Raw genomic sequence first — 13,771 nt, forward strand, 5'->3', positions numbered from 1 at the left:
GTGAATCTGCATTATTTTCACGAAAATGAAGTGATTTCAAAGTCCGTCTTAATATAATAGTAGCAGGATGGAAAACAGACGAGAAAGTGGGGTGAGACTGATGGAACAGAAGACGCTGCTAGTGGTCGATTTTGAATTTACGATGCCTGATGGGAAATATCATCCGCAAAATTTTTTCCCGGAAATCATTGAAGCCGGTGTCGTTAAAGCATCAAATGAAACGATCATAGACACATTCTCAAGCTATGTCAAACCGAAAAAGTTCCCGAAGCTGACAAAGCGCTGTAAATCGTTTCTTGGCATTACGCAGCAGGATGTAGAAAGCGGGATTTCTTTTGAGACGTTTATCGAGAAGCTCGTGTCACTCGATGGGGGAGAAGACTGTGAGATTATCACATGGGGAAATATGGACATGAAGGTACTGAAGCAAAACTGTATGCTCAATCATATTGGTTTTCCTTTTAAGGGGAATCAAAGGGATCTGGCTTTTGAATATAAAACCTTTTTTGGGGATAGAACACTCACAGGACTTCGGAAAGCAGCTAAGGAGTACGGCAGTGAAGGAGCTGGTAAGCATCATAAAGCACTTGATGATGCCATGACCACTTATCAGCTGTTCACCCTTTTTGAAAAAGATCGATCCTATGTGGAAAATCCGCAAACAACCAAAATTGGTGAACTCATTGACTTCTCTCACTTTTTTGATTCGGCAGATTAGCGGGCGTCTTCTGGAAAATAATCTTTTTCAAGAGAAGAGAGGCACGCTCTTGATTTTTCAGCCCACTTGGAATCATCCGCACTGAGCCCTTTTTTCAATTTGTCTACGGCGTCTTTCAGTGATACTTGATAATCAGGTATGTCGCCATCATAAGGCTTGACCATATGATGAGGGATGTTCGTCTGTTCCCTAAAGGCCAAAGCCCGTCTTTCCTGAAAAAAAGGTACGTCCGCTTCTTTTGGATGATGCAGGTCACCTTGAGTGGGGTGTGTTAAAACCGCTTTTACTTGAACGAGATAAGTAGATGGTTTAATGGCTGTCACTTCCCCAATGTAAACACCTGTTTTGTAAAAACCTTTCACGATTTGTCCAATCTGAATGTCTGTCATATGAAATTCCTCCATTTCCTTCGCATAAGAAGGTATTTCCTTTCTTTTAGCCAATATAGTGAAGTAAACGAGCAAAAGGGGGAAGAGCGGAACATGTCGTTCATCATATTCTTTCTACTGTATTTTCCTGAAGATAAAAGGGAGTATATCCCTGCGGCAATCACGACGGTGCTTTTCTTTGCTGCTGCATTTATTTGCTTTCGTCTGATCGTTCGTGCTTCTAAGAAGCAGGAGCAGATCGATGAAAAAAGGACAAAAAAAATGGATTGATCATTTTCTTCTTGTATCTTCAGGAAACTTCACGGTGACTGTTGTACCAGACTGCAATGAGCTTTTGAAACGAATGGTTCCATGATGATTTTCAATGATGGAAAATGTCACTGTCAACCCAAGCCCTGTTCCTTTATTTTTCAATGTGTAATAGGGTTCACCAAGCTTTTTCATTTGGCTTTCTGACATGCCTACACCGTTATCAACGAAATAAAGGCAGATTCGATGATTTTCTTTTGAAGCAAACAGTTCGATTTTACCTTCGTGTTCGGGCGCTGCTTCGATTGCATTTTTGATTAAATTAATCATGACTTGTTTGATTTTCGTTTCATCCCCTTGGATGTATAAGTCTGGTTCTATCGATTGATGAATCGTGACCGACTTAAAATTCGCATAGGATGTCATCAGCGATGCACACTCTTCAAGTAATTTAGATAAATTGAGAGATTCAATTTGATAATAATTTTGTTTCGCAATATCAAGATAGCTCGTAATAATATCCTGCGCACGATCAAGTTCAGATAAAACGAGATTTTTATAATCTTTATTGGTTGACGGCTCTTTCGTATTGTCACTTGAAAAGAGCAGTTGGATAAATCCTCTCACCACCGTCAGCGGATTGCGGACTTCATGGGCGACACTTGCTGCCAGTTCACTCACAATCGTCAGTTTCTCTGATTGGACAAGCTGTGTTCTCATTTGCGCATTCTCTTTCACAAACTCAATGGAATAAATACTCAGCACAAGAAAGAATATGTAGTAAAGAGTTGAGAAAAATAATTCGAGCAGCTTTTGCTGCATAATGAATGCAGGGCTGTACTCTATTAAGCTGACCATAAGCAGTCCAATGTAAATAAACATCCCTTTTGATAACGCAATCAGGACTCCGTATAACAGCTTTCTCTGCTTAGAATATTGGCGCCATTTCCGGTAAAGCAGGAAAGGAATGAAAAAGTAAATCGGTACAACAATCAATCCAACCCATAAAAAAGAGCCATACATCACGAACTTTACGGTTGAACTAACCAAGATAGCGACGATTCCGGCGGTATATCCCCCGTATAAAATAGCCAGTACAAGGGGAATCGATTGAAGCCCAGTCTGCAAATCTAAAATCGAACCAACTGGATACATAATACATAGTGCTGATGAAATGGATGCAAATATGGTGATGAGCAGTTTATTCGTTTTAGGGAAATGAGCAGGGGTCCGGCTTAGCCATAGTGCATGATATAAAAAGATTGGAAATAGAATAAAAGATACATGGAGCAGAAAATCCTTGAACATTTCCATTTAAATGCTCTCCTCGTAAATAATTGTAATTCCTCTCATTATATCATTTCATGTACAAAGTAGATATGATAATAGGAGGGTTTTTTTCTTTAAAAAGAACACCCGTTAGGATGTTCTTTTGATAGAAATGGTTTTATTCGGATGATTGAGTGAATGCTTGATGAAGGCGCTTCAGACCTTCTTTCACTGTTCCGACAGGACAACCTAGATTCATTCGAATAAAGCCGTCTCCTTCGTGCCCATATACGTTTCCGAGCTCTAGTATGACCTTGCCCTTTTTCAGCAGATTACGTTTCAATTCTGCTTGAGTGAGCTCATAATCACGAATATCCAGCCACAATAGATAAGAAGCATCTGGTTTCATATAACGCATGCTCGGCAGATATTCATCAATATAATCCATTGCGATCTTCATATTATTTTCGAGATAAAGAACAAGTGAATCAAGCCACTCATCTCCGTGGCGATAGGCCGCCTCCATGGCAGGAATCGCAAAGGCATTCAGTTTAGACAATCCATTTCTTTGCACTTCATTGGTGAAAAGGGTTCTTTTTTCTTCATCAGAAATGATAATGGCAGATGCCTGAAGACCAGCTAAATTAAATGTTTTACTCGGTGCAATACACGTTACCGTGATGTTAGCTATCTCATCAGAAAGGCTGGCAAAAGGCACATGCGGCTGCCCGTAAAGCATCAGATCGGAATGAATTTCATCTGACACGACGGTGACACCGTACTGTACACATAAATCTCCTACACGCTTTAATTCCTCTTTTGACCAAGCTCTCCCTGAAGGATTATGCGGATGACAAAGAAACATCAGCTTTGCTTCTGGCCTGCTTAATTTCTTCTCTAAATCATCAAAATCCATCATGTAACGGTTGTTTTCTATTTTTAAAGGGTTGGTTGAGACGATACGTCCGTTTCTTTCAATCATTTGATAGAAGGGCGTATACACCGGTGACTGAATGACCACTTCATCATTCGGAGCTGTAAAGGCTTGTACCGCAAAACTAAGTGCTGTCACGATACCTGGTGTGAAGGTGACGGCATCTGTTTGTATCGTCCAACCGTGTCTTCTTTTGACCCAGTCAGCTACTGCTTGCTGCGTATCCTGATCCTGAAATGCATAGCCGAATACGCCGTGATCTAATCGTTCTTTTAAAGCATCAAGTACGACTTGCGGCGCTTTAAAATCCATATCTGCTACCCACATTGGTAGCGCATCTGTTGTCAGGAACAAAGACTCTGCTTGATCCCATTTGACTGATTTTGAACCTTTACGTATGATCTGTTCGTCGAAATTCATGAAACCCACCTCTAGCCGTTTTTCAACCATTCTTGGTTGTGCTAAAATAAACATCACAAAATTTATTATAAGCGGTGATCCCCATGAAAGATAGTCAAGCTGTAGAAGAGATGATTCAAATCATTAAGGCATGGGACCCTTTTCAGTATGGAGAGGACTTTTACGAAACGGAGCCTGCTGACGTCATCAGTGCCTTATACGACGCAGAAGACCCGTTATCTTTCGCGAAAGACATTCAAGCCATTTACCACCACTCATTTGATCAGCTTCTTCCGATGGAAAGCTGCCAGCATATCGCAAATCAGCTTTTTATCATAAGAGAAAGTAGCTCCTGCTCGTTTTAAGACAGGCTGAAATGACCAATTTGATCAGACACAAAGACCGGATTTTCCTCAGGGATGAGGTGCCCGGTTTTTTTTAATGCGTGAAAGGTTGAATGTGGCAGATCCTTGTGCAGTCTTTCGCCAATTTGAATAGGAACGATCCGGTCTTCCTCCCCCCAAATCAGCAGGACAGGTGTCTCCATTTTCTTTAAGACATCTGACGCTAAATCGCCTTCCCTATGCCGGATCAAACGAAAAATACCTCTAAAAATTTGGTCATCTGAAAAAGGCTTTAAATATCCGTCTACCATCTCTTGATCAATAATCGAATGATCATGCACAACAGCGGTTAAATTTTTCATAATACCTTGCTTGAACAACTTTCTTTTTAAATAGAGATAAAAATAAGGAATATATGTGCTGTAAACTAGCGACTTTTTGGACTTATTCATATACCCTGAGCTGCACAAAAGAACAGCTTTTTCAAATAGGTCGGGACGCTCAGAGGCAGCATATAAAGCAATTTGTCCCCCCATGGAATGCCCCACGAGGATCGCATGCTGAATCTGCAAATAACCAGCTAGTTCAATGATGATTTTTGCCATGTTGCGATAGCTATAAATGAACGTATTCGATTTTTCGGACTGCCCGAATGGAGGCAGATCAATCGCAATTAAATTGAAGTCTTGTTTCAGAAGCGGGATGAGCTTTCGATAGCTGAAGGTAGATGAGAAAAGGCCGTGAATCAAAATCAATGTCTTCTTACCTTCATTTGGATAGTGTTCGTAATAGATATCTAAACCGAATTTACTTTTCATATAGGATGGCTGTACAATGTCCACACTCATCAACTCCGATATTTGATACTCACTCTCTGTTAGGTGACTGTATTGTACCCTAAAAAGTGGATTTTAAGCTACGATTAGAATCTTTTCCCTGCTTAGCATAATGGGAAAAACGTGCTATAATGTTCAGAAGATTTTTTAAAACTAGCTTTTTACAATCAGAGGTGTGAAATCAATGAAACTAACCGAAAAAGAAACTGAAATATTAGAGATTTTAGATGAAAACAGCCGCGCCGATTTAAATACAATTGCAAAAATGGCAGGTGTGACATCAGAAGAAGCAGAAGCCATTATTCAAAAGCTCGAAGATCAAAAAGTCATTATTGATTATTCGACCATGATTGACTGGCGAAAAGTAGACGGACACGAAGGCGTTACAGCGATGATTGATGTGAAAGTGACCCCAAAAAGAGGCGTCGGTTTTGATGAAATTGCTGAACGCATTTACAGGTTCCAAGAAGTGGAGTCCGTGTATTTAATGTCAGGCGTGTATGATTTATCTGTTGTGATCAGAGGAAGATCCATGTCTGATATCGCCCGCTTCGTATCTGAAAAATTATCGACACTTGATTCTGTTGTTTCAACCACTACCCACTTTATTTTGAAAAGATATAAGCATGATGGGAAAGTCTTTGAAACAGGGGACGATGACAAAAGAATCGTGGTGTCTCCTTAAATGAAAAAGTCTTATTTATCTGAAACGGTACAAAGTATTCAGCCGTCAGGTATTCGGAAATTCTTTGATTTGGCAGCCACAATGGAAGGGGTTATCTCCCTCGGGGTCGGCGAACCGGATTTCGTGACAGCTTGGAATGTGAGAGAAGCCAGTATTATGTCTTTAGAACAAGGACTGACCTCTTATACAGCAAATGCTGGGCTGCTCTCTTTGCGAAAAGAATTGAGCCATTATCTATATAAGCGGTTTCACATTGAGTACAGTCCTGAAGAAGAACTCATTATTACGGTTGGTGGTAGCCAGGCGCTTGATTTGGCCTTTCGCGCCATTTTAAACAGCGGGGACGAAGTGATCATCCCAGAGCCTTGTTTCGTCGCATATGGGGCTCTTACGACACTTGCGGGCGGTGTACCGGTTTATTTAAGTACATCGGCTGAAAAAGATTTTAAAGCCGATTCTGCTGATCTTCGTACGAAGCTGACGCCGAAAACAAAAGCCATCTTGCTATGCTCTCCATCAAACCCAACAGGGTCTGTTTACTCGAAAGAAGAGCTTGAAGATATTGCTCAGTTTGCAAAGGAGCATGATCTTTTAATCATTACAGATGAGATTTATGCAGAGCTGACGTACGATGAAGCTTTTACGAGCGTAGCGGCGATTCAAGATATGAAGGAAAGAACGATTTTGATTTCAGGCTTTTCCAAAGGGTTTGCTATGACGGGGTGGCGCTTAGGCTATGTGGCAGCACCGCCAGTCCTCCGTGATGCCATGCTGAAAATACATCAATATTCTATGATGTGTGCACCAGCTATGGCACAATATGCCGCAGAAGAAGCATTAAAAAATGGACTTGAAGATGTGGAGAAAATGAAGAAAAGCTACAGAAGGCGCCGTAATTTGTTTGTCGGCTCTCTCAATGAACTTGGACTCACTTGCCACCAGCCAAACGGAGCGTTTTACGCTTTCCCGTCCATTAAAAGCACAGGCATGACTTCAGAACAATTTGCCGAGGAGCTGCTGCTTAGCGAGAAAGTAGCGGTTGTCCCTGGAAATGTATTCGGTCCAAGTGGTGAAGGACATATTCGCTGTTCATATGCATCATCACTCGATCACTTGCAGGAATCACTTTCAAGAATCCAGCGTTTTTTGCAGAATAGACAAGTGCAAGAAGAGGCACCTGCTATCTTAAAATAAAAAAAGGCATCAATCCATCTGGATTCATGCCTCTCAAATTAGGGGGGAATACTAGAAAGCATTCTTGTTTTCAGGTATTCCCCCTTTTGAACGGATCTAAACCCAATTAAAAAATATTTTGCGTAAAAGACCGTTCTGTGATATAGTTTTTAATTGCGTATAAACGAATATTAAAACATTTATTTAGGAGTTGTTATCATGGCGACAAAGTTTGAAGTAGGCAGTGTTTACACTGGTAAAGTAACAGGATTACAAGCGTATGGTGCGTTTGTTGCATTAGATGAAGAAACTCAAGGACTTGTGCACATTTCTGAAGTGACACACGGTTTTGTAAAAGACATCAACGAGCACCTTTCAATTGGTGACGAAGTACAAGTGAAAGTTCTTTCTGTTGATGAAAATGCTGGTAAAATCAGCCTTTCTATCCGTGCAACGCAAGAAGCACCTGAAAGAAAAGAAAGCAAACCAAAGAAACAAAGACCACAGCAAGTGAAAGAAGAAGCTGCTGCACCACAAGGTTTCAATACACTGAAAGATAAACTTGAAGAGTGGATTGAGCAATCAAACCGTAAAGACCTTATCAAGAAATAAAAAAAGCACCGCTTCAAACGGTGCCTTAGGCTGCCTCATAGGCAGTCTTTTTTTATGTCTTTTTCATTAGCGGACCTCTGGATTTGGCTCGTCACGGCGGACAGCTTCTTCACTAGGTTTGAACAACAGACCAAGATTGACAAGGCCTGCAATTCCAACAAGACCATAAATAATACGTGATAATGCAGCACCTTGACCGCCAAAGATCGCTGCTACTAAGTCAAATTGAAAAAAGCCGATTAGTCCCCAGTTAATAGCACCGATAATCGTGAGCACGAGGGCAATACGCTGAATAGCACTCATCGTGATTCCTCCTTTCGCTACAGTATCAATACATTTATATTTTGCAGATTTTTAGCCAAACTATGCGTAAGAAAATGGATGAAAGCAAATTACTTTACTTTTGGAATGAAAGAGGCGCATAATGTAGCGCGAGGAGGAGATCACATGGATCGATTTACTTATTGGAACCCAACGAAATTAATTTTTGGAAAGGGAGAAGTATCAGCCCTTTCAGATGAACTAAAACACTACGGAAAAAACGTATTGCTTGTATATGGTGGAGGCAGCATTAAACGAAATGGCCTTTATGACCAAGTTGTCAGCATTTTAAAAGAATCAGGAGCTGCAATCACTGAGCTTGCTGGTGTTGAGCCAAACCCGCGCTTAACAACGGTTAGAAAAGGGGTTGAGCTTTGCAAAGAGAACCAAATTGATTTTATTTTGGCAGTCGGCGGCGGTAGTGTCATTGACGCAACCAAAGCGATCGCAGCTGGTGCGAAATACGATGGAGATGCTTGGGATATCGTCACTCGTAAGCATGTCCCAATGGAAGCCATCCCATTTGGTACAGTATTAACACTTGCCGCGACAGGTTCTGAAATGAACTCTGGCTCCGTCATCACAAACTGGGAAACAAATGAGAAATACGGATGGGGCAGTCCAGCTGTCTTCCCTAAATTCTCTATTCTTGACCCAGTCAATACATTTACTGTGCCAAAAAACCATACGATTTATGGCATGGTCGACATGATGTCTCACGTGTTTGAACAATATTTCCATCACACGGAGAATACACCTTACCAAGATCGTATGTGTGAAGGACTTCTTCGTACGGTCATTGAAACAGCACCAAAGCTGATCAATGATTTGGAAAACTATGAGCTTCGTGAAACGATTTTATTCACAGGCACCATTGCACTGAATGGAATGCTTTCAATGGGCGCACGCGGAGACTGGGCATCTCACAATATTGAGCATGCGGTATCCGCGGTGTATGACATCCCTCATGCAGGCGGACTTGCGATCTTGTTCCCGAACTGGATGAAACATGTCATTCAAGAAAACCCAGGTCGCTTCAAGCAATTAGCAGTGCGTGTATTCGATGTAGACCCTGCGGGCAAAACAGACGAAGAAGTTGGCTTAGAAGGAATCGAAAAACTTTCTGCTTTCTGGACAAGTTTAGGAGCACCAAACCGTTTAGCTGACTATGACATCAACGATGAGAAAATTGATCTGATTGCAGACCGTGCAATGGCACGTGGTGAATTTGGCCAATTTAAAAAGCTGAACAAAGAAGATGTTCTAGCTATTTTAAACGCTTCTTTATAATCGAACATGGAAAAGATAGCTGCTTTTAAGCAGTTATCTTTTTTGAGTTCTGCATGTACATATGTTACAGTAGTCTTTCATGTTTTTGGATATAAATGTTTTAAGGAGATGTAGAACAGATGGAGAACTTTATTTACTATAATCCAACGAAATTGATGTTTGGAAAAGGACAACTAGACGGACTAAAAAGCGAACTCGCTCGTTATGGAAAGCGAGTGCTTCTTGTATATGGTGGAGGCAGTATTAAGAAAAACGGTCTTTATGATAAGGTCATCAGCGCTTTAAATGAAGCAGAGGCTGACGTATTTGAACTGTCAGGAGTTGAACCAAATCCTCGTCTCACTACAGTGCAAAAAGGAATCGACATTTGCCAAAATGAGAACATTGATTTCTTATTAGCAGTTGGTGGGGGAAGTGTCATCGACTGTACAAAAGCCATTGCAGCTGGAGCTGAATATGACGGGAATGTTTGGGATATTATTTCAAAGAAAACGACCGCTCAAAAAGCACTGCCATTTGGCACAGTATTGACACTTGCAGCGACAGGCTCAGAAATGAACCCGGATTCTGTGATCACGAACTGGGAAACAAATGAAAAGTATGTGTGGGGCAGTTCAGTCACGCACCCTGCTTTTTCAATTTTAGATCCTGAGCACACATATTCTGTGCCAGAGAATCAAACGGTGTATGGCATGGTTGATATGATGAGCCATGTATTTGAACAATACTTCCATAATGTCAAAAACACGCCTCTACAAGATCGGATGTGTTTTGCTGTTCTTCAAACAGTCATCGAGACAGCGCCAAAGCTACTTGAAGACTTACAAAACTATGAGCACCGTGAAACCATCCTTTATGCAGGAACAATTGCTTTAAATGGCACGCTGCAAATGGGCTATTTTGGCGACTGGGCATCACATACGATTGAGCATGCAGTATCAGCTGTTTATGACATTCCGCATGCAGGTGGACTTGCGATCCTCTTCCCAAACTGGATGCGTCATACACTTGATCATAATGTCGAACGTTTTAAAAACCTCATGTTGAACATGTTTGACATTGAGACAGAAGGAAAATCGGATCGTGACATCGCATTAGAAGGAATCGACAAGCTGTCAGCCTTCTGGACAAGCCTAGGTGCACCGAGCCGTTTAGCGGATTATGATATTGGTGAAGATCAACTGGACAAAATTGCTGACATCGCAGCAAAAGAAATGGAATATGGTGGTTTTGGTAACTTTATGAAACTTGGCCGTGATGACATTTTAGCGATTTTGAAAGCTTCTCTATAATTTGGATGGCCGCTTCTCTTCATGAGGAGCGGCTTTTTGCTGCATCAATGACGATCACTTGATTTCAATAGCTAGTTCCGCTAAAGTGAAAGGGACAGAACTAACGTAATGGAGGGCTTACAAGCGATGACACATATTCAATTTGACTACTCGAAAGCGTTACCTTTCTTTCAAGAACATGAGCTTACATATTTAAAAGATTTTGTGAAGGTGGCCCATCATAATATTCATGAACAAACGGGTACTGGCAGTGATTATTTAGGCTGGGTTGACTTACCGAAGCAATATGATCGCGAAGAATTTGCCCGCATTAAAAAAAGTGCAGAAAAGATTAAATCTGATTCTGATGTATTACTCGTTGTTGGAATTGGTGGTTCTTATCTTGGCGCACGTGCGGCCATTGAGTTTTTAAACCATTCTTTCTATAATAGTTTGCCAAAAGGCAAACGCAAAACACCGCAAATCATCTTTATTGGAAACAACATCAGTTCTTCTTATTTAACAGATGTAATGGATCTGCTAGAAGATGCCGATTTCTCCATTAACGTGATTTCAAAATCTGGTACAACAACAGAGCCAGCCATTGCGTTCCGTATCTTTAAAAAGCTCCTTATCGAAAAATATGGTGCTGAAGAAGCGAAAAAACGCATCTATGCGACAACTGACAAGGCACGCGGGGCACTCAAAACATTAGCAACTGAAGAAGGCTATGAATCATTTATCATCCCTGATGACGTCGGCGGACGCTATTCCGTCTTAACAGCAGTTGGTCTATTGCCAATCGCTGTAAGCGGTGCAGACATTGATCAAATGATGGAAGGTGCTGCGAAAGCAAGTGAAGACTTCGCTTCATCTGAGCTCTCAGAAAATGCGGCTTATCAATATGCGGTTGTTCGTAATGTTCTTTACAATAAAGGACGGACAATTGAAATGCTGATTAACTATGAGCCAGGCTTACAGTACTTTGCGGAGTGGTGGAAGCAGTTATTCGGCGAAAGTGAAGGGAAAGATGAAAAAGGAATCTATCCTTCATCTGCCAACTTCTCAACGGATCTTCATTCACTTGGTCAATATGTACAAGAAGGAAGAAGAGACTTGTTTGAAACCATCGTGAATGTAGACAAGCCACGACATGAACTTGTCATCGAAGCAGAAGAACAAGACCTTGATGGGTTAAACTATCTTGCAGGAAAAACGGTTGATTTCGTCAATAAAAAAGCATTTGAAGGCACAATGCTTGCTCATACGGATGGAAAAGTACCGAACCTGATTGTGACGATTCCTGAAATGGATGCTTATACATTCGGATATCTCGTGTACTTCTTCGAAAAAGCATGTGCGATGTCTGGTTATTTACTAGGCGTCAATCCATTCGACCAGCCTGGAGTAGAAGCGTATAAAGTGAACATGTTTGCTTTATTAGGAAAACCGGGCTTCGAAGAGAAAAAGGCAGAACTTGAGAGCCGTCTCAAACAATCATAAGAATAAAAGGCACATCTTTGCATAAGGTGTGCCTTTTTTTATGTTCTCATGGTGTCAGTGCAAGCCTCCCTAAGCTCTGTACATAGAATAATCAATGGAGGAGGTTGATGAAGCGATGAGAACAAATCATATTTATATCCATGACATTTCAGGGCAGGCCATCGTTAACTTTGGGAATGTTGGGCGGATTTGTCCAATGAGTGCTACGAAAGAAACATCAGGAGCGGGCAGTGCAAACGAAACAAATGCATCATCCAGCCAGGCCTTATTTGATGCTGCTTTTACAAACAATGTGCAAATCACGAAAGGCAAATGTATGAATTCCTCTCTTTAACGAACCCTATACAAAAAGGAGGGTTCTGTATGATTCATGTACCATCTAGGCTAACTGGTGAAAGCTTTTCACTGTACCATTTAGAAGAAAACATGAAGCCGCTCGGATATGTCATTAATGGGAATTGGGATTATGATCATGGATATTTTGATTATAAAATTGACAACCGTGACGGCTATACCTTTCTCAGAGTTCCGTTTACAGCCGAGAAAGGACAGCTGGATCAGCCAGGCGTTGTGGTGAAAATGGGACATCCATTTCTCTTAAAGCATGTCTATCAAGATAAATTAGATGACCATGCGATGGTTGGAAATGTAGGGGCATCTTTTAACCAATTCCAAGAACCGAAAGAGAAAGACGGAGATGTGTCAAAGGCTTATGCCGAAATTGGCTTTTCACTCGTCAAAGAATTAGAAGATGCACTGCTTTAAAAGCTGATCAGCTCATCCTCTGGATGAAGCTCATATCCAAAAGGAGGATTCATCATGGGTCCTTCTTTTTTTTGTACGCCTACAATGATGACATGGTGCTCTAGAAAGTGATGAAGTGCCGTTAAGAATGTCTCTCCAGCTAATGAAGCCGGTACTGGAATGATGGTGATCTGTTTATGGAGGGTCATGTTTCTTTTGATTTTTAACGCCATGAGCTGTTCTTTTAAAAGAAAATGCTCCACCATTAAATGATTCACGGCATCAGAAGTGTGGATGACTTGATTGGCTCCAGCCCGCTCAGCATTTTTCACATAGCGATCGGTTAAAATTTCAATTAAACAATATAACGAAGGATTTAATCCTTTTGCCGCAAGCAAGGTTAAGACACTCTGCATATCAGCCGTCACTTCATTTTCATGCTGGTCGGCGGTAATCATCAATGTATCAGCACTCATAATATTTGCTCTGCGAAGTGTGGCATCCTCTGTACCATGGCCTTTAATAAAATGAACATTCTCTAAAAGAGGTCCTTCCTTTAAGGAATCATCAATGAGTACAATCGGCATGGCGGGATCAATGGTTTGAAACGATTGAAGCAGTTTGTTCGTTTTCTCATTCCAGCCGACAATGATGAGATGTCCCTTCCCCTTGAAAGCCACCTTTCCCTCTACATACTGGTGCTGTTTGCTAAATACAGCGGCAGCAAGTGTGGCAAAATATGCAGTGACAAAGCTGGCGCCGATCAAAATGAGCGCCATCCCTGCTACTTGCCCAGGCATGGTTTGCGGCACAAAATCACCGTATCCCACAGTAGAAATTGTAATGAGAGCCCACCAAATCCCATCAAAGATCGTATGATACTGCTTTGGTTCAAGTATGACGATTAATTGTCCAAAAAAGAGAAGCACAAAACAGATGATAATTGCAATGCGAACATAAAGAGGCCATCTTAGCCAGGCAATGAAGATACGGTTTGATTTCATCGAACTCGTCCTTTCAGGGAGACTGCTAAT

At 41.3% G+C, this 13,771-nt stretch carries 17 protein-coding genes; 11 read left to right on the top strand and 6 right to left on the bottom strand.

The window, feature by feature from the left end; translation table 11 throughout:
• Positions 1–100: 100 nt before the first annotated feature.
• A complete protein-coding gene (gene kapD / locus ACRRMM_RS13510; protein WP_025207898.1) occupies positions 101–718 on the top strand; it encodes a 3'-5' exonuclease KapD in 618 nt (205 codons plus the stop codon).
• On the opposite strand, the gene ACRRMM_RS13515 is transcribed toward kapD, so the two are convergent.
• On the bottom strand, positions 715–1,107 hold the full coding sequence (locus ACRRMM_RS13515) for a kinase-associated lipoprotein B (RefSeq protein ID WP_041091822.1): 393 nt from the start codon (positions 1,105–1,107) through the stop codon (positions 715–717). The genes kapD and ACRRMM_RS13515 overlap by 4 nt on opposite strands.
• 93 nt (positions 1,108–1,200) lie before the next feature.
• On the opposite strand from ACRRMM_RS13515, the gene ACRRMM_RS13520 reads away from it, so the two are divergent.
• On the top strand, positions 1,201–1,377 hold the full coding sequence (locus tag ACRRMM_RS13520; RefSeq protein WP_008345810.1) for a hypothetical protein: 177 nt from the start codon (positions 1,201–1,203) through the stop codon (positions 1,375–1,377).
• Here the strand turns inward: ACRRMM_RS13520 and ACRRMM_RS13525 are convergent, their stop codons facing one another.
• Together ACRRMM_RS13525 and ACRRMM_RS13530 are read right to left on the bottom strand one after the other, a co-directional pair.
• Positions 1,378–2,670 (bottom strand): ATP-binding protein, encoded by a 1,293-nt coding sequence (locus ACRRMM_RS13525; RefSeq protein ID WP_428828581.1) that lies wholly within the window; start codon positions 2,668–2,670, stop codon positions 1,378–1,380.
• A gap of 133 nt (positions 2,671–2,803) precedes the next feature.
• Entirely contained in the window at positions 2,804–3,979 is a 1,176-nt protein-coding gene (locus tag ACRRMM_RS13530) for a MalY/PatB family protein (protein WP_428828580.1), read from the bottom strand.
• An 83-nt stretch (positions 3,980–4,062) separates the two neighbouring features.
• Here ACRRMM_RS13530 and ACRRMM_RS13535 point away from each other — a divergent pair, with 83 nt between their 5' ends.
• On the top strand, positions 4,063–4,323 hold the full coding sequence (locus tag ACRRMM_RS13535) for a DUF1871 family protein (RefSeq protein WP_025207895.1): 261 nt from the start codon (positions 4,063–4,065) through the stop codon (positions 4,321–4,323).
• On the opposite strand, the gene ACRRMM_RS13540 is transcribed toward ACRRMM_RS13535, so the two are convergent.
• Positions 4,320–5,144, bottom strand: coding sequence for an alpha/beta fold hydrolase (locus ACRRMM_RS13540; protein WP_017358960.1), 825 nt, complete (start codon positions 5,142–5,144; stop codon positions 4,320–4,322). The genes ACRRMM_RS13535 and ACRRMM_RS13540 overlap by 4 nt on opposite strands.
• Positions 5,145–5,322: 178 nt before the next feature.
• Here ACRRMM_RS13540 and ACRRMM_RS13545 point away from each other — a divergent pair, with 178 nt between their 5' ends.
• The 3 genes from ACRRMM_RS13545 to yugI all read left to right on the top strand — a co-directional run bounded on the left by ACRRMM_RS13545 (position 5,323) and on the right by yugI (position 7,608).
• On the top strand, positions 5,323–5,823 hold the full coding sequence (locus ACRRMM_RS13545; protein WP_007500517.1) for an Lrp/AsnC family transcriptional regulator: 501 nt from the start codon (positions 5,323–5,325) through the stop codon (positions 5,821–5,823).
• Positions 5,824–7,017: an aminotransferase gene (locus tag ACRRMM_RS13550; protein ID WP_008345797.1), complete on the top strand. Its 1,194-nt coding sequence runs from the start codon at positions 5,824–5,826 to the stop codon at positions 7,015–7,017.
• 198 nt (positions 7,018–7,215) lie between these two features.
• Entirely contained in the window at positions 7,216–7,608 is a 393-nt protein-coding gene (gene yugI / locus ACRRMM_RS13555) for a S1 domain-containing post-transcriptional regulator GSP13 (protein ID WP_008345795.1), read from the top strand.
• A gap of 66 nt (positions 7,609–7,674) precedes the next feature.
• On the opposite strand, the gene ACRRMM_RS13560 is transcribed toward yugI, so the two are convergent.
• Positions 7,675–7,911: a DUF378 domain-containing protein gene (locus ACRRMM_RS13560; protein ID WP_008345792.1), complete on the bottom strand. Its 237-nt coding sequence runs from the start codon at positions 7,909–7,911 to the stop codon at positions 7,675–7,677.
• 144 nt (positions 7,912–8,055) lie between these two features.
• On the opposite strand from ACRRMM_RS13560, the gene ACRRMM_RS13565 reads away from it, so the two are divergent.
• From ACRRMM_RS13565 to ACRRMM_RS13585, 5 genes are all read left to right on the top strand, one after another.
• Positions 8,056–9,219: an iron-containing alcohol dehydrogenase gene (locus ACRRMM_RS13565; RefSeq protein WP_017358962.1), complete on the top strand. Its 1,164-nt coding sequence runs from the start codon at positions 8,056–8,058 to the stop codon at positions 9,217–9,219.
• Positions 9,220–9,338: 119 nt separating this feature from the next.
• A complete protein-coding gene (locus ACRRMM_RS13570) occupies positions 9,339–10,511 on the top strand; it encodes an iron-containing alcohol dehydrogenase (protein WP_008345787.1) in 1,173 nt (390 codons plus the stop codon).
• 126 nt (positions 10,512–10,637) lie between these two features.
• Entirely contained in the window at positions 10,638–11,993 is a 1,356-nt protein-coding gene (locus ACRRMM_RS13575) for a glucose-6-phosphate isomerase (protein ID WP_024719715.1), read from the top strand.
• Between the two features lie 115 nt (positions 11,994–12,108).
• The gene (locus tag ACRRMM_RS13580; RefSeq protein ID WP_008345782.1) at positions 12,109–12,327 is read left to right on the top strand and encodes a spore germination protein; all 219 of its coding nucleotides are present in this window, start codon (positions 12,109–12,111) and stop codon (positions 12,325–12,327) included.
• Positions 12,328–12,356: 29 nt separating this feature from the next.
• Complete coding sequence (locus ACRRMM_RS13585; RefSeq protein WP_008345780.1) at positions 12,357–12,758, top strand: YugN-like family protein; 402 nt, start codon at positions 12,357–12,359, stop codon at positions 12,756–12,758.
• On the opposite strand, the gene ACRRMM_RS13590 is transcribed toward ACRRMM_RS13585, so the two are convergent.
• Entirely contained in the window at positions 12,755–13,741 is a 987-nt protein-coding gene (locus ACRRMM_RS13590; RefSeq protein ID WP_249670095.1) for a potassium channel family protein, read from the bottom strand. The genes ACRRMM_RS13585 and ACRRMM_RS13590 overlap by 4 nt on opposite strands.
• Positions 13,742–13,771: the final 30 nt, after the last annotated feature.

This window comes from Bacillus sp. XT-4, assembly GCF_050864245.1.
GTDB classification, from domain to species: Bacteria; Bacillota; Bacilli; order Bacillales; family Bacillaceae; genus Bacillus; species Bacillus altitudinis.